The organism is Shewanella carassii (assembly GCF_002777975.1).
In the GTDB taxonomy this organism is placed as follows: domain Bacteria; phylum Pseudomonadota; class Gammaproteobacteria; order Enterobacterales; family Shewanellaceae; genus Shewanella; species Shewanella carassii.
On record NZ_NGVS01000014.1, the window covers coordinates 322,984 to 342,478 of the forward strand.

Annotated in this window: 17 protein-coding genes; 6 read left to right on the forward strand and 11 right to left on the reverse strand. The window is 50.7% G+C overall.

Going from position 1 to position 19,495, the window contains the following annotated elements:
• Window positions 1–14 precede the first annotated feature (14 nt).
• From caiE to CBE72_RS10145, 7 genes are all read right to left on the reverse strand, one after another.
• Window positions 15–605: a carnitine operon protein CaiE gene (gene caiE / locus CBE72_RS10115; protein WP_100143420.1), complete on the reverse strand. Its 591-nt coding sequence runs from the start codon at window positions 603–605 to the stop codon at window positions 15–17.
• Window positions 606–670: 65 nt separating this feature from the next.
• Window positions 671–1,456 (reverse strand): crotonobetainyl-CoA hydratase, encoded by a 786-nt coding sequence (gene caiD, locus CBE72_RS10120; RefSeq protein ID WP_025010097.1) that lies wholly within the window; start codon window positions 1,454–1,456, stop codon window positions 671–673.
• A 233-nt stretch (window positions 1,457–1,689) separates the two neighbouring features.
• A complete protein-coding gene (caiC, locus tag CBE72_RS10125; protein WP_100143421.1) occupies window positions 1,690–3,246 on the reverse strand; it encodes a crotonobetaine/carnitine-CoA ligase in 1,557 nt (518 codons plus the stop codon).
• Window positions 3,247–3,326: 80 nt separating this feature from the next.
• On the reverse strand, window positions 3,327–4,553 hold the full coding sequence (caiB, locus tag CBE72_RS10130) for an L-carnitine CoA-transferase (protein WP_100143422.1): 1,227 nt from the start codon (window positions 4,551–4,553) through the stop codon (window positions 3,327–3,329).
• Window positions 4,554–4,669: 116 nt separating this feature from the next.
• Window positions 4,670–5,812 carry a crotonobetainyl-CoA dehydrogenase gene (gene caiA / locus CBE72_RS10135; protein WP_100143423.1) on the reverse strand — a complete coding sequence of 381 codons (1,143 nt, stop codon included), beginning with the start codon at window positions 5,810–5,812 and terminating at the stop codon, window positions 4,670–4,672.
• A gap of 62 nt (window positions 5,813–5,874) precedes the next feature.
• Complete coding sequence (caiT, locus tag CBE72_RS10140) at window positions 5,875–7,395, reverse strand: L-carnitine/gamma-butyrobetaine antiporter (protein ID WP_100143424.1); 1,521 nt, start codon at window positions 7,393–7,395, stop codon at window positions 5,875–5,877.
• Between the two features lie 128 nt (window positions 7,396–7,523).
• On the reverse strand, window positions 7,524–8,630 hold the full coding sequence (locus tag CBE72_RS10145) for a hypothetical protein (RefSeq protein ID WP_157929059.1): 1,107 nt from the start codon (window positions 8,628–8,630) through the stop codon (window positions 7,524–7,526).
• A gap of 521 nt (window positions 8,631–9,151) precedes the next feature.
• Here CBE72_RS10145 and fixA point away from each other — a divergent pair.
• From fixA to CBE72_RS10170, 5 genes are all read left to right on the forward strand, one after another.
• Window positions 9,152–9,925: a putative electron transfer flavoprotein FixA gene (gene fixA, locus CBE72_RS10150; RefSeq protein WP_100143426.1), complete on the forward strand. Its 774-nt coding sequence runs from the start codon at window positions 9,152–9,154 to the stop codon at window positions 9,923–9,925.
• Window positions 9,926–9,935: 10 nt separating this feature from the next.
• Window positions 9,936–10,886: an FAD-binding protein gene (locus CBE72_RS10155; protein ID WP_100143427.1), complete on the forward strand. Its 951-nt coding sequence runs from the start codon at window positions 9,936–9,938 to the stop codon at window positions 10,884–10,886.
• Window positions 10,887–10,946: 60 nt separating this feature from the next.
• Complete coding sequence (locus tag CBE72_RS10160) at window positions 10,947–12,239, forward strand: FAD-dependent oxidoreductase (protein WP_100143428.1); 1,293 nt, start codon at window positions 10,947–10,949, stop codon at window positions 12,237–12,239.
• Window positions 12,236–12,523 (forward strand): 4Fe-4S dicluster domain-containing protein, encoded by a 288-nt coding sequence (locus tag CBE72_RS10165; protein ID WP_100143429.1) that lies wholly within the window; start codon window positions 12,236–12,238, stop codon window positions 12,521–12,523. Before CBE72_RS10160 ends, CBE72_RS10165 begins: the two co-directional genes overlap by 4 nt.
• Before the next feature lie 346 nt (window positions 12,524–12,869).
• Entirely contained in the window at window positions 12,870–14,189 is a 1,320-nt protein-coding gene (locus CBE72_RS10170; RefSeq protein WP_100143430.1) for an MFS transporter, read from the forward strand.
• Window positions 14,190–14,236: 47 nt separating this feature from the next.
• Here CBE72_RS10170 and CBE72_RS10175 read toward each other — a convergent pair whose 3' ends face one another.
• Complete coding sequence (locus tag CBE72_RS10175) at window positions 14,237–14,884, reverse strand: MBL fold metallo-hydrolase (RefSeq protein ID WP_100143431.1); 648 nt, start codon at window positions 14,882–14,884, stop codon at window positions 14,237–14,239.
• A 343-nt stretch (window positions 14,885–15,227) separates the two neighbouring features.
• Here CBE72_RS10175 and caiA (CBE72_RS10180) point away from each other — a divergent pair, with 343 nt between their 5' ends.
• Window positions 15,228–16,364 (forward strand): crotonobetainyl-CoA dehydrogenase, encoded by a 1,137-nt coding sequence (gene caiA / locus CBE72_RS10180; protein WP_100143432.1) that lies wholly within the window; start codon window positions 15,228–15,230, stop codon window positions 16,362–16,364.
• Between the two features lie 68 nt (window positions 16,365–16,432).
• Here caiA (CBE72_RS10180) and CBE72_RS10185 read toward each other — a convergent pair whose 3' ends face one another.
• Genes CBE72_RS10185 through CBE72_RS10195 form a run of 3 tightly spaced genes read right to left on the reverse strand, consistent with a single transcriptional unit; the run spans window position 16,433 to window position 19,381 of the window.
• Window positions 16,433–17,464, reverse strand: coding sequence for a porin (locus CBE72_RS10185; RefSeq protein WP_100143433.1), 1,032 nt, complete (start codon window positions 17,462–17,464; stop codon window positions 16,433–16,435).
• 14 nt (window positions 17,465–17,478) lie between these two features.
• Window positions 17,479–17,850, reverse strand: coding sequence for a cytochrome c3 family protein (locus tag CBE72_RS10190; protein ID WP_044735378.1), 372 nt, complete (start codon window positions 17,848–17,850; stop codon window positions 17,479–17,481).
• Between the two features lie 10 nt (window positions 17,851–17,860).
• The gene (locus CBE72_RS10195; RefSeq protein WP_157929060.1) at window positions 17,861–19,381 is read right to left on the reverse strand and encodes an FAD-dependent oxidoreductase; all 1,521 of its coding nucleotides are present in this window, start codon (window positions 19,379–19,381) and stop codon (window positions 17,861–17,863) included.
• Window positions 19,382–19,495: the final 114 nt, after the last annotated feature.

Genomic DNA, 19,495 nt, shown 5'->3' on the forward strand with positions numbered 1-19,495 from the left:
ATTCAGCAAGGGGATCAGGCCTTATAGGTCACCTCTGTGACCCCTTTGAGCCTGGGACGGTTGGCTTCGGCTTGTGTCAGCGGCCTCACTTCCCGAAGGGAGTTGTGGCAGCGCGGCACCAGCGCCTGATATTCCTGGGTATTGAGGCGTTTCCAGTGTAGATCCTGCTCTGTGACATCGCGGATATATCGGGCGGGAGAGCCTGCCAGTAACTGCCGCGGTTGGCCCTGAAAGCCGGCTTTGATAAAGCTCATGGCGCCGACTATGCTGTCTGGCCCTATCTCGGCGCCATCTATGATCACGCTGTTCATGCCTATCAGGGCATTGCGGCCTATGATGCAGCCGTGCAGCACGGCGCCATGGCCGATATGACCATCTTCGGCGACTATGGTGTCCTGATCGCAATAGCCGTGCATGATGCAGCCATCTTGCAGGTTGCTGCCGGCTTTGAGGATCAGCCGGCCATAATCACCGCGAAGGGAAGCGTGAGGGCCAACGTAGACATTGGCGCCGACTATCACATCGCCTATCAGTACGGCACTGGGGTGAACAAAGGCGCTGGGGTCGACAACAGGGATCAGACCTTCAAATGCATAACAGGTCATGGTATTTATCCTGGTGGGTTGCAGGGGGGGGACATCCTTGTCCCGGTTGGCGTGCTTTCCTTAAATTATTTGCCTTTCCAGACAGGATCGCGTTTTTCGGCAAAGGCCTGTGGCCCTTCCAGCGCGTCTTCTGAATGCAATACGGAAGGATAGTGTTTCAGCTGACCGCTGCGGATAAAGCGATAGGCTTCTTCCACCGGCATTTCGCTGGTGGTGCGATAAACTTCTTTCAGAGCGGCGATGGCCAGAGGAGCACTCTGGGTGATCTCCTGCGCCAACTCTCGGGCGGTTTCCATCAGTTGGCTGTTGTCCACTACCCGGTTGACTATGCCCCAGCGCAACGCTTCCTGGGCATCCATGCGGCGGCCGGTCATCATCATTTCATTGACAATCGCAGGTGGGATCAGCTTAGGTAGACGCAGCATGCCGCCGCTATCCGGTACTATGCCCAGTTTGGCTTCAGGCAGGGCGAAGCTGGCGTTGTCGCTGCAGACTATCATGTCGGCGGCCAGGGCCAGTTCGAAACCACCACCGAAGGCATAACCGTTGACGGCGGCGATAACAGGCTTGTCCAGATCGAACAGCTCGGTCAGACCGGCAAAACCACCAGGACCAAAGTCGGCATCCGGGGCTTCGCCCTCGGCGGCGGCTTTCAGATCCCAGCCGGCAGAGAAGAAGCGCTCACCGGCTCCGGTAATAATTGCCACCCGCAGTTCCGGATCATCACGGAAAGCGATAAAGGCTTCACCCATGGCAAAACTGGTCTTGGCATCTATGGCATTGGCCTTGGGGCGATCCAGGGTGATTTCCAGAATATGGCCATTGCGGCGTATGTGTAACGATTCGTTCATGCTAATACTCCATCTGGATTAAAATATCACTGAGTATGTGCGAAATACAGTTAACGCTTATCGCCAGCCTAAGGCCACAATTATCTATGGCTTAAGCAGATATTACCCAGCTATTACATTTATTGGTAATAAGCAACTTACCAAATACTTTTTGGTTTTTACGGTTTGCTTTTTAAGCCTTCGATATATTGAAGGCTTAAAATTTTAATTCGGTTTATTTGTTTGGCTGATTGTTAGCAAAGACTCTTCTTTTTTATTTTCCCCGAACAAGTTCTTGGTAGACTCTTTCTGATTTCAAGGAAAGAAGGCACCTTGAATTTAGCCATATGTTCTTCGCAATATTCGAAGAACTCCTCTTCGGTAATTGTTTGGTTTTCATGCAAGACAATAAAAGCCTTGATGGCTTGATCTCGAATTGAGTCTTTCACCCCAATAATGGCGACATCGGCAATTTTGGGATGCTCGGAAATAATGTTTTCCAGTTCGACACAGGAGATATTTTCGCCGCAGCGTTTGATCATGTTGCAGCTGCGATCGATAAAGTAGAAAAAGCCTTCCTCATCGACGTAGCCTGAGTCGCCTGTGTGCAGCCAACCGTCGGCCGAGAGTGTCTTGGCGGTCTCTTCCGGCAACTTGTAGTACTCACGAAACAGTGTCTTACCCGGTTCACCCTTGATGCAGATCTCGCCGGTCTCGCCGGGAGGTAGTGGGCGCCCTTGTTGATCGCGGATCTCTACCTGATAGCCCATGCCGACTCGGCCGATGGAGGGCCAGCGCCGCTTGTCACCTGGGCGGTCGCCTATGACGCCGACTATGGTTTCTGTCATGCCGTATGAGGTAAACAGACGCACGTTAAAGCGTTCGACAAAGGCGTCTTTTTCTTGATCCGACAGGTTGAGGTAGAACAATACTTCACGCAGGCAATGCTGTTTCTCCCAGGGCATTTGCGGCTGCATCATCAGGGTGCGGATCATCAGCGGGATACATTCTGTGACTGTGGCACGATACTTACAGATTTGCCCCCAGAAGGCGCGGGCGCTGAATTTTTCCAGCATCACAAAGGTGGCTCCCGCCGAAAAGGCCGCCATGGCTGCGGTGCACTGGCAGTCAATATGATAGGCGGGCATGGGGGTCAGGTAGATATCATCGTCCCTAAGGGCACATTGCCAGGCGGTATAGTAACCGGCGAATCTGAGATTGTAGTGGGTAATTACCACGCCCTTGGGACGGGAAGTCGTGCCCGAGGTAAATAGGATTTCGGCAACATCGCTGCTGCTCAATGGCACTCTGTGTTGCAGCTCGTCGGGTTGTGCCAGCCTTAGGCGATGAAAATTGAGAATATTGGCCGGCGCGGTGGCAGATTCATCGGCAATCAGCAGTATCTGCTGTAGTGGAGAGCCGGGATCTTGCTGCAAACAGCTATAGAGTGATTGAAAATCGCTGCTGGTAACCACCAGCGAGATACCACACTTGTCCAGAATGTAGGCGGTTTCTTCCTGCAGCAGATGAGTATTTATTGGCACCATGATGGCGCCTATCTTGGCCAGACCGAACCAACAGAAGATGAACTCGGCACAGTTGTTGATATGCAGTGCCACCTTGTCGCCCTTGGTGACGCCCAGCGAATGAAACAGGTTAGCGGTGCGGTTGATCTCTTTATTGAGCCCGGCATAACTGTATTCCTGGGCTAGCCCTTGAAGGTTTTCGACGATAAGCGCCGTTTTCTCTCCATAGTTGAGGGCCAGATCATCCCAAGTCTGACGTAAATCTTGTCCAGCTATTATATCCATTTGACACCTTGCTCAATAAAACGTTTTCAGCGGGGTATACTGCGAAGGCTTGAACACAAGCCTTCGCGCGACTTCAGGAGTTATTTGTCTCCTTTGATTTTGGCCAGCCCTTTATTCACTAGCTCTTGGATAGCGGCTTCGTCGTAGCCGATATCTTTGAGAATGGCATCGGTATCCATGCCGTGGCTTGGCATACCGCGCCAGATCTGGCCTGGGTTGTTCTTGAATTTGGGCATCACATTGGGGCCCTTGCAGGTACGGCCGTCCATAGTTTGCCACTCGGTGATCGACTCACGGGCGATGTACTGAGGGTTGGACTCCAGGTCTTCGGCGCTGAGTACCTTGGCACAGGCAATCTTCAGCTCGGCGAAGCGCTCGCGCACCTGTTCAATGGTGCGCTGGCCTATGTAGCGTTCCAGCGCATCTTCAATTTCCTGTCCATGTGGGCATTCGATGCGGTGGATAAGCTGAGTGCCCTCCGGTACGGCTTCTGTGTGCAGCAGGTGGCCAAGACCTATGTCTTTGAACAGCTCTTCAATCTGGGTGACGCCGACCATTTCCATCACTATGTAGCCGTCTTCACACTTGTACAGACCACAACCGGCATAGTAAGGGTCACGACCCTTGTACTGGCGTGGAGCCATCTTGCCGCCGTTGAAGTAGTCCATCATGAAATATTGGCCCATGCGTAACATAACTTCATACATGGCCACGTCGATGCTTTCGCCAACACCTGTTTGTTGCGCCTTATACAGGGCTGCCAGTGCAGATGTGGTTACTGTCATACCTGAAAAATAGTCAGCTGTATAAGGGAAGGATGCCATGGGTTGGTCGACATCGCCGTTCTGCATCAGATAGCCGCTGAAGGCCTGGGCAATGGTGTTATAAGCGGCCAGGTGAGTGTATTCCTCGGTACCGTATTGACCAAAACCAGATAAGTGAGCGATAACTAACTTTTTGTTGCGTTCCCACAAGACTTCATCCGTGATACCGCGACGAGCAAAGGCCGGGCCCTTACTGGCTTCGATAAAGATGTCTGTGGTTTCCATCAGCTTGAGGAAGGCTTCGCGTCCTTCATCCTTGAAGATATTCAGCGACAAGGCATGCAGGTTACGGCGAGACAGCTCTGGATAGTTGGGTTGTACCCGGATAGTGTCTGTGTAAGCCACGTTTTCAATCCAGATGACCTCGGCACCCCATTCGGCAAACAGCTGCCCGGCAAATGGACCGGCAATCTCGATACCGGAAAACACCACTCTGAGACCGGAGAGCGGACCGAATGTAGGCATAGACAAGTGTTGTGACATGATCTGTTCCTTCTAGCAATTCTTGGCATAGATGGCGCTGTGTGCAGCGTCATATCGACCGGCCGGTTTCACCGGGAGCAGGGAGATTGGCAAGCCCGGCCGGTACTCAAGGGCAACTATTTGTTGCGGTAATCTTTCAGCACTGCACGACCCAGAGTCAGGATCTGCATTTCGTCTGAACCACCTGAGACTCTGTCTACCCGCAGATCGCGCCAGAAGCGGCTGATGCGGTGCTCACCGGCGATGGCGTAGCCACCGAAGACCTGCATGGCATGGTCGACTACCCGGAAGGCGGCGTTGGCGCAGTAGTACTTACACATGGCCGCGTCACCAGAGGTCATCATGCCGTTGTCGGCTTTCCAGGCTGTGTGGTAGATCATGTTGCGCATGTTGTTCAGCTCGATGGCCATGTGGGCAAACTTCTCCTGGATCAGCTGAGTGCGGCCAATGGCTTCACCGAACTGTACCCGCTGGTTGGCATACTTGGCGGCGTCTTCGAAGGCGCAGTAAGCCGTACCATAGTTGGTGCAGGCCACCAGGAAGCGTTCGTCGTCGAACTCTTCTTTTACCCGCAGGAAGCCGTTACCTTCAGTGCCGAAGAAGTCTTTCTCTTCCAGTTCAACATCGATGAACTGCACTTCACAGCAGCTGTCCATCTTCAGACCGAGTTTGGGAAGCTTGCTGACTTTGATACCTGGCTTGGTCATGTCGACGAAGAACTCGGAGAACACAGGTTTCTCAGAGGCTGAGTCTTTGGCCATCACTACCAGGAAGGGGCAACCGGCGGCACTGGTGATAAAGCACTTGGTGCCATTGAGGTAAATCTTGCCATCGCGGCGAGTATAGGTAGTCAGCAGGCTACCAACATCGGAACCGGCAGACGGCTCGGTGATGGCGGAGTTCCACATCTGTTTACCTGTACCCAGGAAGGCCATGATCTTGTCGATCTGTTCTTGGGTGCCGTGTTTCAGTACCGTAGTAAAGCCGGCCAACTGGAACAGGACATAGGTGGGGGCACCGAGGCGGCCCAACTCTTCCCAGATAACCGCCAAGGTCATCAGTCCGGCTTCCATGCCGCCGAACTCTTCCGGCAGTAACAGGCTATCTATGCCCATATCAGCCAGTTCTTTTACAAATCTTTCTGGATATTGACTATTTTCGTCGCACTCAGAGAAATATTGTTCCCAATTTTCTCTTTCCATTAAGTCACGAACACCTTTAACGAATAGTTCCTGCTCATCTGTTAAACGATAATCCATGAAAACTCCCCTATATAAATATATTTAATCAAGTTAAGGTGTGAGGTGAATCTATAATCCGATTAACTCTTCCAATTATTTTTTCGTGAATCTTTCAAGAATGAGATAATGATCATTATGTTCACGAAAACGAGAGGTGCACCGCCGGCAATAATGGCTGTTTGCAATGGTTTTAATCCACCAAGTGCCAACAAAACAATACCGATAACACCGACCAATACAGACCAACCTACACGAACCCAAACTGGTGGTTCATTATCCGCATCGACGCCTTTACAGGTTGACATGGCCAATGTGTAAGAACAGGCGTTAATTAATGTCACTGTTGCCAAGAAACACAGAATAAAGAACATCCACATGGTGATGGTGCTCATTGGCAAAGCCGCCCAGGTTTCAATAATGGCCCTGGCGGCACCATATTGTTCAATCAGGGCAGGCATATTGACGATATTTTCATTCATCAGATTAAGTGTGTTACTGCCCAGAATGGTCCACAGCAACCAGGTAGAAGCTGTCAAGCCGCCGACCATGGCCAGACACAGCTGACGCACGGTTCTGCCGCGAGAGATCTTGGCCAGGAAGATACACATCTGGATGCCGTAAACTACCCACCAGGCCCAGTAGAACACTGTCCAATCCTGAGGGAAGCTGCTTTCACTGACTGAGGCAGTGTAGAACAGCATACGGCCCATGTTCATCAGCAATACCCCGATGGAATCGGTGAAGTAGTTTACTGTGAAAGTGGTGGCGCCAATGATGAATACCCAGGCAAGGATGATGATGCTCAGGTAGCTGCGCAGGTCACTGGCAATCTTGATCCCTTTTTGCAGGCCAAAGGCTACACAAACGGCGTTGAAGATGATCCAGGCTGAGATGATGGTGGCATCTACTTCAATGGTGCGCGGAATACCGAACAGATATTGAATACACTCGGTAACCAGAGGCGTTGCCAGACCCAGGCTGGTACCCATGGCCAGGATCAGCGCGACGACATAGATGTTATCTATGATGGTGCCTATGATGCCTTCACACTTCTTGCCCATGATGGGATAAAGCGTACCGCTGGGGCGTACCACGTCCATTTTCTTTACGAACAGGAAGTAACCCAGAGCGACAGAGAAGAAGGCATAACCGGCCCATGGCAGTGGTCCCCAGTGGAACAAACTATAGGCCAGACCAAATTCTTTGGCTTGGACTGTCAGAGGTTCCATTTCAAATGGGGGATAACTGACATAATAGTAGATCTCCAATGAACCCCAGAACAGCACGGCGGCTGAGGTACAGGAGGCAAACATCAGGAAGATCCAGCTTCCGGTACTGAATTCCGGTTCTTCATTACCGAGACGGTTATTGGCATAAGGACCGAATAGCAACCAGAGCCAGCCGGCCAGCATGACTATCATGTACCATTCAAATGCCCAGCCCCAACTATGGGTTAAATAGTGGAAGACTGCGCTGATAACTTCATTGGCTGCATCAAGGTCTCTCACGGTAAAGTAGGAGAGAAGGATCACCACCAATAGTGAAGGGAAAAATATTTTCGCTTCAATACCGGCCTTTTTGATCTTTTTATTTTCACTCATCAAAATTCTCCATACCCAAAAAGTCTTTAACTGATTTTCAGGAAAGGTGAGCCCGTGAGGTTTAATTAAAAACCTCAGATTAATATAAAATGATTTGGGTTTGAGCTACTGGCTAAATAGCTCAGTTATTAAAACCAATATTGCAGGTGAATGTTGAATCGACCATTCCACTCCTTATCACTGTCCTCTAGACCTAGACTATTGTCACCCAGCCATAGAACATTTTTGGCATGATAATAGTCGACATATACAAAGAATTGTTTGTATGAAAGAGAAACCCCAGTACTGTTAAGTACAGAGTCATCAAATTTTGACTCATCTGGAGTCAAAATGCTGAAGTCGTTGTAGAAGGTGAATTGACCACCCCATTGAGTATCGACAACTTTTGACAGGTTGAAGGTCATGATGTCGCCTTTGGCGGCTACTTCATAAAAACCATTTACTGCACCAACACCAATTTTTGAAGTATCGATTTGACCATCATCATATTGATCAAAGTCATATTTCAAATACTGGAGTTGTACACCCCAACCACGATATTTGGCATCCAAGTGAACGGCATAGTTCAGGTTATCTCCTGATTCATCGGCTACTGGATTATAAAGTTGGCCGTATTCAGCGGAGGCTCCCAGGAGTACTTGCCAGTTGTCATTTTCCCATCTGTAGGTCTCACGCAGACTGACTGTATTGTATTCCTTGTTATTGTAGGTAGTGCCATTGACTGTGCCTGAACTTATGGTGCCGGCGAAGTTGCGATGGTCGCTGCCCTTGTAGAGAGAGCTCTGAATAAAAGAAAAATCAGTTTCGAAGTTATTGAATTTGTGGTTGATATTGAAACCAACACCATAGTCGTCTTCAAAGCCCAGGTAGTAGTTGAGGCTGTACCACCAGTTATGAGAAGCAAAGTTCTTGTTACCGAATGCCTTGTTGACCACCCCGAGCTGCAGGGTCAGATCTTCGTTGGCATTCCAGTAGGCATAACCGTTTTTAAGATAGTCATAGCCATCGGCAAAGCGGTATTCAGCGACAAATCCATAGTCTTCAAAATCTTGGGAGAGCTTTATTCCCAAGGTGTTGAAATCGAAGTCACCACCCGTGGCCTTGGAAGCATCACTAAAGTCTTTAATACTGTAGTTAGCTCTTATTGAACCACTGATGTCCACCGCCATGCTTGGCGCGCTAAGCGTTAATCCTAATAGCATCAAGCTTAGGTTTTTTAGCTTGAACTTATTCATCCAGCATCCTCCGTTTTTAATTTGAACCGATTATGGTTTCGTAAATTAATAAAAAAATGTCGCGCCATCACAGTTTTGATTCGCCTGGATAAAATTATGTGATCAATGTCAATTAAATGCTCCAAAATGAACAGTTGAAGGTCGTTATATAATCAAATTTTACTATTAACCGATTAAAATTTAGATGCGCTTCACAAAAAACACCTCGCCGAGCGAATTTGTTTGGTCTCTGGTGGGAATAGCTTGTATTAATAAAATAACGCTGATGATTGGGAGAGGTTTTCTTAATTAACTCAATAATCAATTAAGCAACTCTAAATTTGGTTGGCATGAATTAATCTGATGTCCATTTGTGATATTGAATGGATTTGGCGGTTTATTTTCTTTTTCCCAGAGTCAGGGACTGTATTTGTGTGACATAAGCCAGAAGTTTTATAGGTTATGGGTTTTAGGTCACCAATATAGATGTATGCAAACCGGTAGAGATAAATGTTTATAGTGATACTTAGACTGGAGATAAGATGAAGATCATTGCATGTTATAAGCTTGTCCCGGAAGAGCAGGATATCAAAGTCATTCCCAACCTTCCTGTAGACACAAGTAATGTGAATAAAAAAATTGGCCAATTCGATCTGTGTGCCGTTGAAGCCGCAGTGCAACTGAAGGCCTCCCAGAGTGACTGCAGCGTGACTGCGCTGAGTATTGGTGCCGATGCCTTGGCGGCTCCCAAAGCCTGTAAAGATATTCTTTCAAGAGGCCCGGATGCACTGACTCTGGTCTGCGACCCTAAGTTGGAACAGGTATTGCCGCATGAAACTGCCAGAGTGCTGGCGGCGGCGGCCAAACAGGAAGGTTATGACCTGATCCTCTGCGGTGACGGTTCCGGTGACCTCTATGCTCAGCAAGTAGGCTTGCTGCTTGGTGAATTGCTGCAAGTGCCTTGCATCAATGGTGTTAGCAAGATTCTGGAAGTCGCCAATGGTGTGGTCCGGGTCGAGCGCGAGCTGGACGATGAAGTTGAAGAGCTGGAGTTGTCACTCCCTGCCGTATTAGCGGTTTCTGCCGATATCAACGAACCTCAAATCCCTTCAATGAAAGCCATTCTGGCCGCAGGTAAAAAGCCGGTCAACAAGTTGGCTTATGCCGAACTGGCGCTGGAAGAGATCCCACAACTGGTTGAGCTGGTGTCTATTACTGCGCCTGAGCAGAAGGCTCGCAAACAGATCATCATCGAGGGTGATGACGATGGCCAGGTTGCCGAGTTTGTCGGTCATATTGGCAACGTATTGAATTGAGGGGGATGAAATGAGCAAGCTAGCAAATGTTTGGGTTTTCAGCAGTGAGGCCACTCGTCTTCCCGAAGTAATGGCCGCCGGTCTGCAACTGGGTAACAGTGTTTCTGTATTTGTCTTGGGTGGTGCCGATGAAGTCGCCAGAGCTGCAGCACTGGGTGCAAACAAGGTGTATCACCTAGGTGAGAAGGATTCTAGCCGCATAGTTGAAGATTATGCTCTGACCATGGCCAAGGCCATTGAAGCCGAAGCACAGCAATCTTTGGTCTTGCTGCCTGCCAGCCGTCGTGGCAAGGCGTTGGCTGCCAAGCTGGGTGTGCGCCTGAGTGCCGGGGTTTTCAATGATGCCGCCGAACTCACAGTCGATGGTGAAGGCCATGTGGGTGCCAAGCACCTGGTCTACGGTGGCCTGGCCATAGGTGAAGAGAAGATCACCTCTCAAATTGCCGTAGTGACTCTGGCTGCCGGTGCCTTCAAGGAATTGCCTGTCGAAGAAGCGGGTCGCAGCGCCGAAACTATCGCTCTGGAATTTGTTGCCCCTGCCAATGGGATTCGTTGCCTGGCTCGTCGGCCAAAAGAAAAGTCCAATGTGGATTTGGGTAAGGCTAAGCGCGTTATCGGTGTCGGTAACGGTATCGGTTCTCTGGATAACCTGAAGTTGCTTGAACAGCTGGCCGACAATGTGGGAGCCGAACTGGGTTGTAGTCGCCCGATCGCCGAAACCGAAAAATGGATGGAGCGTGAGCGCTACATTGGGGTTTCAGGTGTGATGATCAAGCCTGATGTCTATGTGGCTGTCGGTATTTCCGGTCAGATCCAGCACATGGTCGGTGTCAATGATTCCCAAACCATTATCGCCGTCAACAAAGATAAGAATGCCCCCATTTTCCAGTATGCGGACTACGGCATTGTCGGTGATATCAACAAGATAGTTCCAGCCTTACTGAACAGTTTCAAAGGTTAACTGTCTGGCCCGACTACCGGCTCAAGGGGCCGGTAGTCTCGAATTCAAGAGAGGATCAGCATGTCAGAAGATGCATTTGACGCAATCATAGTGGGAGGCGGACTCGCCGGCTGCGTTGCTGCCTATGTCCTGGCCAGTCAGGGCGCCGATGTTCTGGTGATTGAACGCGGCAACTATGCCGGGGCCAAGAATATGACTGGCGGTAGACTCTATGCTCATAGCCTGGAAAAGATCATGCCTGACTTTGCCAAGCGGGCACCGCTGGAGCGTAAGGTCACCAAGGAAAAAGTATCGTTTCTCACTGATGATACGGCAGTAACTCTGGACTATCACAACGGCCGTGGTCAGGAGCCGGTAGAGGAATCTTATACTCTGCTCAGGGGCACTTTCGACCAGTGGTTGGCCGAACAGGCCGAGGAAGCCGGGGCTCAGTTTATTACCGGTATTCGGGTCGAAAAAATTCTCAAGGAAGACGGTAAGGTTGTTGGTGTAGAAGCCGATGGCGATTCACTGCTGGCCAAGACAGTGATTCTGGCTGAAGGAGTCAATCCACTTCTGGGTGAGCAGATCGGCATGGTGACGCCCAAGGTGCAAGCCAGTGCCATGGCGGTCGGTGCCAAGGAGCTGATTGCCCTGTCCGAGCAGCAGATTAAGGATCGCTTTAATGTCAGTGGTGACGAAGGGGTTGCTTGGTTGTTTGCCGGTTCACCTTCCAATGGTCTCTTGGGTGGGGGCTTCCTCTACACCAATAAAGACACAGTCTCTCTGGGCGTAGTGTGTGGTTTGCACCATATCGAAACTTCCTCCAAGACAGTGCCGCAGATGCTGGAAGACTTCAAGAATCATCCGGCGATCAAGCCTTTGATTGAAGGCGGCAAGCTGCTCGAGTACTCAGGCCACGTGGTTCCCGAGGCCGGACTGAACATGGTGCCCAAGCTGGTGGATGATGGTGTCTTGATTGTCGGCGATGCCGCAGGTTTCTGTATCAACGTGGGCTATACGGTTCGCGGAATGGACTTGGCTATTGCATCCGGTGAGGCTGCAGCCAGAGCCGTGCTCGCAGCCAAGGCCAAGAATGATTTCAGTGCCGCTGGACTCAGTGCCTATCAAACACTGTTGGACAACAGCTTTATCATGAAAGATCTCAAGCTGTACCAGAAATTACCCGCCTTTATGGAGAACCCAAGGATCTTCAATCAGTATCCCAAGCTGGTCGCCGATCTCATGCAGGAGATGTTCACCATAGATGGCAGCGCCTCGCAGCCTCTGCGCAAGACCCTGATGAAGCATGCCAAAGAAGTGGGTTATATGAATCTGATCAAAGATGGTATTAAGGGGATGACAGCGATATGAGCGAGCCAGTCAATGTTGATGTGAAGCTGGGGGTAAACAAGTTCTATGTTGATGAAGGGCATCCACATATTGAGCTTGTTGAAAACCCGGATATCAATGAATTTCGTAAATTGGTCAACGCCTGTCCTGCAGGGCTTTATAAAATTCAGGACGACGGCAGCCTAAAATTTGACTCTGCCGGTTGCTTGGAATGTGGCACCTGTAAAATGCTTTGCGGCGAGACCATTATCAAGAAGTGGGAATATCCTAGAGGCACGTTTGGTGTCGAGTATCGCTATGGTTAGTTTCAAATGAAAACACTGGATCTGAAACTAAGTTAGTTTTCTAACGAGCTCGATTGTGCAAATTGAGAGCACATGTTTAATGGCGTAAAGCTAATTTATGAATTTGGTATACTCCCATTTTAAGTGTTGTGCTCTTATTTATTTTGATTTTTGAACCAATTTAAACCTTGTCTGCAACTTATGTAGTTCGTTAACTCTAACCTTTTCTCACTTTTGAGCTTCAGATTTGTTTTAATTCCATTTTTTATTCAGTATTTCTCAGTTGAGAAGTCAAGCTGAAGATTAATGGCACATTTTTGAACGAATAAATCAAGATGTTTATTGATTTAATATAAGAGATTGGCATATGAAAGCTAAAAAGTTCGATGAAATGGAGTTTACGCCATTACATAAGAAAATCATGTTTTGGGGCAGTGGTGGCCCCTTCCTCGATGGCTACATTCTGGTCATTATTGGTTTGGCGCTTGAACAGCTGATCCCCGAGATGCAGTTGGATGCCAACTGGATTGGTTTGGTTGGGGCATCTACCCTGGTGGGCCTGTTTGTCGGTACTGCGCTCTTTGGCTATGTGGCAGATTTGTTTGGCCGCAAATTGATGTTCCTGATAGATATCATAGCGATAGCCGTGCTGTCAGTCGCCACTATGTTTGTCTCCTCCCCAATAGAGTTAGTGGTGATGCGCTTCCTTATCGGGGTGGTGATCGGCGCCGATTACCCCATAGCCACCTCCATGGTGGCCGAGTTCTCTCCCACCAAGAAGCGCGCCTTTACCATGGGTTTTATCGCGCTGATGTGGTACGTGGGTGCAACGGCGGCCAATGCGGTTGGTTATCTGCTTTATGATCTCGAGGGTGGCTGGCGTTGGATGCTTGGCAGCGGCTTGATCCCTTGTTTGGTGATCCTGCTTGGACGTTTCCATCTGCCCGAGTCACCCCGCTGGTTGCTGCGTAAGGGCCGGGTCGCCGAGTATAAACGAGTGATGCAAGAATACTTTGGCGGTAATGTTCATATTGAAGCGGAAGAAAAGAGCGATACTCAGTATCGTAAGCTGTTTGAAAAACGCAACTTCACCATGATCATCTTTATCGGCACTATCTGGACCTGCCAAATTATCCCTATGTTTGCCATTTACACCTTTGGGCCACAGATAGTGGGGGCCTTGGGCTTTTACGACGGTAAAGATTCGGCGCTTGGTAATATCATCATCAGTGCCTTCTTTATTATTGGTTGTATTCCGGCCATGTATTGGCTCGACTCCATCGGCCGCAGGCCACTGCTTATCATTAGCTTTGCCATGATGACCTTGTCACTGGCGATGCTGGGGCTGGTGTCCTCGCCTGGTATCTGGTTGGTGATTGCAGCCTTTGGCATGTATGCCTTCTGCTCCGGTGGCCCGGGGATCTTGCAGTGGCTCTATCCCAATGAGTTGTTCCCCACTGATATCCGTGCTTCGGCCGTAGGGGCCGTGATGTCTTTCAGCCGCATAGGTACCATACTCTCGACCTATGCCTTGCCTGTATTTATGAATGCTTATGGGGTTTCCTGGACCATGATGGCCGGCGCCGCTATTTCATTGCTGGGCTTGGTAGTGTCTATTATGTTGGCCCCGGAAACTCGCGGCATGAAGCTGGCGGACACTTGTGTCGCCGGCTTTGTCCAACGCTGAGCGGCAAAACCTCGGATATAGCCGCCTCCATCGAGGCGGCGATAATTTCAACGATCGGCGACATAAGGATTGTGGCGCCGCTCTTCTGCAAAGGTGGACATGGGACCATGGCCGGGAATAAAACTCACCTCTTCACCCAGAGGCCAGAGTTTGTGCTTGATGGAATTGAGCAGTGCCGCATGATCCCCGCCGGGAAAGTCGCAGCGGCCTATGGAGTGTTTGAATAACACATCGCCAACCCAGGCCAACTTGAGTGCAGGGGCAAAGAATACTAAATGCCCAGGGGTATGACCCGGACAATGAATCACCTGAAGCTGTAACTCACCCAACTGAATCACTTCGTCTTGCTCCAGAAAACGATCTGGATAAAACACCTCACAATGGGGGAAATGATATAGCCGAGCTTCATCCGGTAGCATATCAAACAAGAATTTATCATCTTTATGGGGGCCAAGTATTTCTGCCGATGTTTTATCGGCCAATAATTTGGCAGCACCAATGTGATCTATATGACCATGGGTTAAAAGTATTTTTTCAAGTTTTAACTGATGCTGTTCAATGAACGCAATGATCTTTTCTATTTCACCACCTGGATCAATAATGGCGGCTTTTTTACTGTCTTCATACCAAAAAATGCAAGTATTTTGTTGGTAGTGAGTCGTTGGGATTATTTTGATTTTTACATTGTTTGACATTTATATCTCCATATTTGTGAATTCAAAATGAGTCTACAGTTTAATGCCTTGATTGAGTTGATGTTGGTCATGAATAAGAATGATTTTTGTCATTTAATAATATTTTATTAAGTAAATGAACGGGATTGGACTTTAATTTTGTATGCTATTGTCTGATAATCTATGTTATCTGAGTTATTCACTGAATGACTCACTTTGGTTAGATGGATTTTCTATTAATTGAATCATTTTGTAGCGTTTTGTCTGGATTGACTCGAATATGTGCAGAGTTATACTGCCTTGGTTCCTGTCCAGATGTTTAGACAGGTGGGCTGCTTACTGATGAAGACTTGCTGAGGTATCGATGAACTATCGACTGACGAACGAACAAGAAGCATTTATTGCAGGAGTAAGAGAGCTGATGTCACAGGAGGACTGGGAAAGTTATTTTTCCGCCTGCGACGACAGCAACGAATATCCTGAGCGTTTTGTCAGAGAACTGGCCAAGCTGGGGCTGGATAGTTTGCTGCTTCCGGAAGAATACGGCGGCAGCGATGCCGGTCTGGTGACACTGGCCTTGATCTGGGAAGAACTGGGTCGCCTCGGTGCGCCAACCTATGTGCTTTATCAGATGGCGGGATACCCCACTATTTTGCAGGAAGGTACCCAGGAGCAGATCGATAAGATCATGGCCTATATAGGTACCGGCAAACAGGTGTGGAACTCGGCGGTCACCGAACCGGATGCCGGCTCGGATGTGCGCAGTCTGCAGACTACTTATACCCGAAAGAAGGGCAAGGTCTACCTCAATGGCACCAAATGTTATATCACCAGTGCCGCCGAGACCCCTTATCTGGTGGTGATGGCCAAAGATTCCGCCAGCTTTGAACCGATTTTCTCCGAGTTTTTTGTCGATATGAATAAACCGGGGATCTCAGTCAGCCTTATTCCTAAGCTGGGGTTGAAAATGGATAGCTGCTGCGTGGTGAAGTTCGACAACGTGGAGTTGGAAGAGAAGGACTTCTTCGGTACCGAAGGTAACGGTTTTGCCAGGGTGAAGAAGGAGTTTGATCTGGAGCGTTTCCTCATTGCCTGCAGCAACTATGGCTGTGCCTATTGCGCCTTTGAAGATGCCGCCCGTTACGCCAACAAGCGGGTACAGTTTGACTTGCCTATCTCCAAGACGCAGCTGATCCAGGAAAAGTTTGCCTATATGTCGGTGCAGCTCACCAACATGAAGAACATGATTTATCACACCGCCTGGAAGGCCGACAACGGCCAGATGACCCCGGGCGATGCCGCCAAGTGTAAGCTCTACTGCTCCAAGGCGGCCTTTGATGTGGTCGACAATGCCATGCAGGTGTTTGGCGGTCAGGGGATCACTGGCGAGCATCGCATTAGCCGCTTCTGGCGCGATCTGCGGGTCGACAGAGTTTCCGGCGGCTCGGAAGAGATGCAGGTGCTGACGCTGGGCCGGGAAGTGCTCAGGGAGTATGTGTAATAGGCGCTGCTTCGTAGCGTTATTTCATTGAAAAGGCCCGAGAATGCGGGCCTTTGACTGCAGTGGTTTTAGAAGTCGTATCTTAAACCTATGCTGGTAATGGTGTCATCAAAGTCACTGTAGCCCTTGGCATCGAACTGGCCGATTTCGGTGTGGACTCTGGTGGACTTGGACAGCTGATACTCGGCGCCTATGCCCCATTGGCTGACCTCAGGCACTGTCTGGGCTGCTTGTCCCAGGGCATCGTAAATTCGCGTGGCTATGAGTCCGGTTCCCGAGTCATCCCGGCCGTACTGGGCCTTGAGCATTAACTGGTCCAGTTGATAGGAGGCACTGACAATAAACCCCGTGCCCTCCCGCGCCTGCCATTGCGGCTTGGCCGGATTGACCTGCTCCGAGTGTTGGATCAGGGTTCCCAGCTTGAGCTGCTGCAGCTTCCAGTGCCCCACCAGGCGCCAGGCCTTGATATCCTCCACTCCGTCTGAGTAGGCGGCGGCCAGATACAGATCGCCTTGCTTGAGACGTTTGTCACCCCAGCTCAATGCCAACTGGAAGTTGCCGTTGTCACGGCGGGCATCGTCCGCGTCAAAGTGATTGCCTTCCAGCAGGTAGCTGACCCCCAGTTGCCAGCCGTGCCAGTTTGGCGTGCGATATTCCAGTGAGTCGCCCCAACGTTTATCCCCGGCCATCAAGCGATCGTGTTTCATGCTGTAGTTATCGAACACATCGACAAAGCCTTTGGTCATCTTGAACACAGGCTCCATGCGTCCGGCCGCCAGCGAGCCCCATTCTTGGTGGCGCAATCCGAGAAAGGTCGATCTCGCCGATACGGGTTTATTGCCCGCATCCTGTGCGGCGGCGTTGACTCCAAGCTCAATCTGGTAGAAGACTTGCCAGTCGCTGCCAAGATCGTTCTGCCCCCGGACGCCCAGGCGAGTGAAGTTGTTTTCCAGCACTGTGCCTGACTTGGTTTTATGGGTGGCGCTGCCCGAGTCCGAGTGGGTGACCGAATAATCCAAGCGGCCATAGAGAGTCGGGGCGGCGCTGACGGCTCCGGAAAAGGCGGCGAGGGCTGTGATAGCCAGTGGTAATTTTTTCATCTTGACCTCTGAATTCAGTGGCTGAAATTGGAGAATGTGAACTGGTGGCAGTCGTTACATAACACCTTTGCCGGCTTATGCTCGCTGTGGCACACGGTGCAGGGCACATCGGCTCCCCAGTGGGGGGCATCGTGTGGGTTGGGCTTACTGTCACGGGTTTGCTCAGCAATTTGCTGGTAATCGCCATGGCATTCGAGACAGGCGGTTTCTGTTGCCGGGCCTTTTGGGGCACCTAAGTGACAGGTCTTACAGTCCTTTTCTTGATACATGAAGGCGTGGTTGCTGCGGCCTTCGCGGGAGCCGGACATCTTGGTCAGTTCGCCGGCCCAGGCTTGGCTCGCCAGCAAGGTGCCCATCAACAGGGCTGAGATCAGTGAAGTTTTCATGGGCGACTCCTTAAGCTTTGGCAACTTGTTCACCGGCAATCACCCCAAAGGCGAAGGCATCCGGGCAGGAACAGGCGGTAAGACGAATACGGCCGAACAAGCCACCCGTGGCTTCGCCGCAGGCATACAGCCCCTTGATGGCTCGCCCTGTGGTTAGCGAGATGACCTGGGCCTGTTCATTGATCAACACGCCACCTTGGGTGTAATTGAACTTCGGACGAGCCTTGATGGCATAGAAGGGGGCGCGTTTGACACTGACCTGCTTCAGGGCCTTGAAGTCTTTACCGAACTGGCTGTCGGTGCCGATTTGGGCATCGGCGTTGTACTGCTTGAGTGTCGCCTTCAGGCCTGGTAGATCTATGCCTTCGCCCTGGGCCAGGGCTTCGAGCGTGTCGTAGCGTTGCATCATGCCTTCTTCCAATGCCAGGTGCAGGCGCTGCTTGTCGTGGAAGTTGTCTATGCCATCCTGGTCATAGATGTTCAGCGGGAAGCGACCATTGTTGCGATCCATTATGTTGCAGATGGCTTCAGCTACCACTTGGCGGTTATTTCGCTCGCTGATAAAACGTTTGCCGCTGGCCGGGTCGACCAAGGCGCCCCACTGCAGATCTTCGGTGGGAATATCGAAGGCAAAACGCATCAGCGACAGGTGCACAGTTTGCGCGCCGGCGGCCACCAGAGCCTTGAGCGCACCGGCCGTGGCGCCTCTGTGGGTGGTGGTGGGGATGTATTCGCGGATATTGGGAAACTCGGCCGAGCGGAATTCCACATCGCGGCTGTAGCCTCCCACGGCCATGACCACACCTTTACGCACTCGATAATGCTTGATAATGCCGCTGCGGTTGTCACGATCATCGTTGGCCAGGGCGGGATCGAAGTGGTATTGCTCCCGGACCTGCAGCCCCAGCACATCGCCGTTTTCGTTTTGGATCAGCTGCTCGAACTTGACCCGGCGGCGGATCTCACCCTGCAACTCCTGGGTGTAAAAGGCTCGCAGTGGTCTTAGGATCCCCTTGCCGCCGCCATTGACCGGATACAGGGTTCTGGGCACTGAATGGCCACCCAGGCTCTTGAGCTTGTCGTGGAAGCGGCAACCGCGCTCTATTGCCCAAGGCAGCACCCGGGTCGTGGTTTCAGCCATGGTCAGCGTGAGATTTCTGTGGTTCTGGAAACCACCGGCGCGACTGATATCTTCGGCAAACAGTTCGGCCGAGTCCTGGATACCGTCTCGCTGTTGTAGATGACTGTTGACCACGGAGAAGTTGAGTCCGGAGATCGCCGACGTTCCGCCGAGTACCGGCATTTTCTCGATGATGATGGTGTCGGCGGCGCCTTGCTCTTTGGCGCGAATGGCGGCGCAGGTACCGGCCAGGCCGCTGCCGACCACCACGACATCGAAAGTTTCATCCCATTGGACTTGGGGTTTGCTGCTCTTGTCGGCAGCCAGAGCCACAGGTGCCAGTCCCAGGGCGGAAACGGCCAACCCCCCTTTGAGAAAAGCCCGCCGGCTTTGCGTCACTTTAGCGTTCATATCAGCCTCTCTTTTTGTTTGCATGGCACCATGGAATCAAAATCATCGGTGCTGCTATATAGCGGTTTTCCGAAAGCGAATCTCAGATGTGAAGCCGATCAATTCCCGCGCTTA

Excerpts from the sequence above, each read along its gene's own strand:
- caiE (WP_100143420.1), bottom strand. The coding sequence starts at position 605 with ATGACCTGTTATGCATTTGAAGGTCTGATCCCTGTTGTCGACCCCAGC.
- caiD (WP_025010097.1), bottom strand. The coding sequence starts at position 1,456 with ATGAACGAATCGTTACACATACGCCGCAATGGCCATATTCTGGAAATC.
- caiC (WP_100143421.1), bottom strand. The coding sequence starts at position 3,246 with ATGGATATAATAGCTGGACAAGATTTACGTCAGACTTGGGATGATCTG.
- caiB (WP_100143422.1), bottom strand. The coding sequence starts at position 4,553 with ATGTCACAACACTTGTCTATGCCTACATTCGGTCCGCTCTCCGGTCTC.
- caiA (WP_100143423.1), bottom strand. The coding sequence starts at position 5,812 with ATGGATTATCGTTTAACAGATGAGCAGGAACTATTCGTTAAAGGTGTT.
- caiT (WP_100143424.1), bottom strand. The coding sequence starts at position 7,395 with ATGAGTGAAAATAAAAAGATCAAAAAGGCCGGTATTGAAGCGAAAATA.
- CBE72_RS10145 (WP_157929059.1), bottom strand. The coding sequence starts at position 8,630 with ATGAATAAGTTCAAGCTAAAAAACCTAAGCTTGATGCTATTAGGATTA.
- fixA (WP_100143426.1), top strand. The coding sequence starts at position 9,152 with ATGAAGATCATTGCATGTTATAAGCTTGTCCCGGAAGAGCAGGATATC.
- CBE72_RS10155 (WP_100143427.1), top strand. The coding sequence starts at position 9,936 with ATGAGCAAGCTAGCAAATGTTTGGGTTTTCAGCAGTGAGGCCACTCGT.
- CBE72_RS10160 (WP_100143428.1), top strand. The coding sequence starts at position 10,947 with ATGTCAGAAGATGCATTTGACGCAATCATAGTGGGAGGCGGACTCGCC.
- CBE72_RS10165 (WP_100143429.1), top strand. The coding sequence starts at position 12,236 with ATGAGCGAGCCAGTCAATGTTGATGTGAAGCTGGGGGTAAACAAGTTC.
- CBE72_RS10170 (WP_100143430.1), top strand. The coding sequence starts at position 12,870 with ATGAAAGCTAAAAAGTTCGATGAAATGGAGTTTACGCCATTACATAAG.
- CBE72_RS10175 (WP_100143431.1), bottom strand. The coding sequence starts at position 14,884 with ATGTCAAACAATGTAAAAATCAAAATAATCCCAACGACTCACTACCAA.
- caiA (WP_100143432.1), top strand. The coding sequence starts at position 15,228 with ATGAACTATCGACTGACGAACGAACAAGAAGCATTTATTGCAGGAGTA.
- CBE72_RS10185 (WP_100143433.1), bottom strand. The coding sequence starts at position 17,464 with ATGAAAAAATTACCACTGGCTATCACAGCCCTCGCCGCCTTTTCCGGA.
- CBE72_RS10190 (WP_044735378.1), bottom strand. The coding sequence starts at position 17,850 with ATGAAAACTTCACTGATCTCAGCCCTGTTGATGGGCACCTTGCTGGCG.
- CBE72_RS10195 (WP_157929060.1), bottom strand. The coding sequence starts at position 19,381 with ATGAACGCTAAAGTGACGCAAAGCCGGCGGGCTTTTCTCAAAGGGGGG.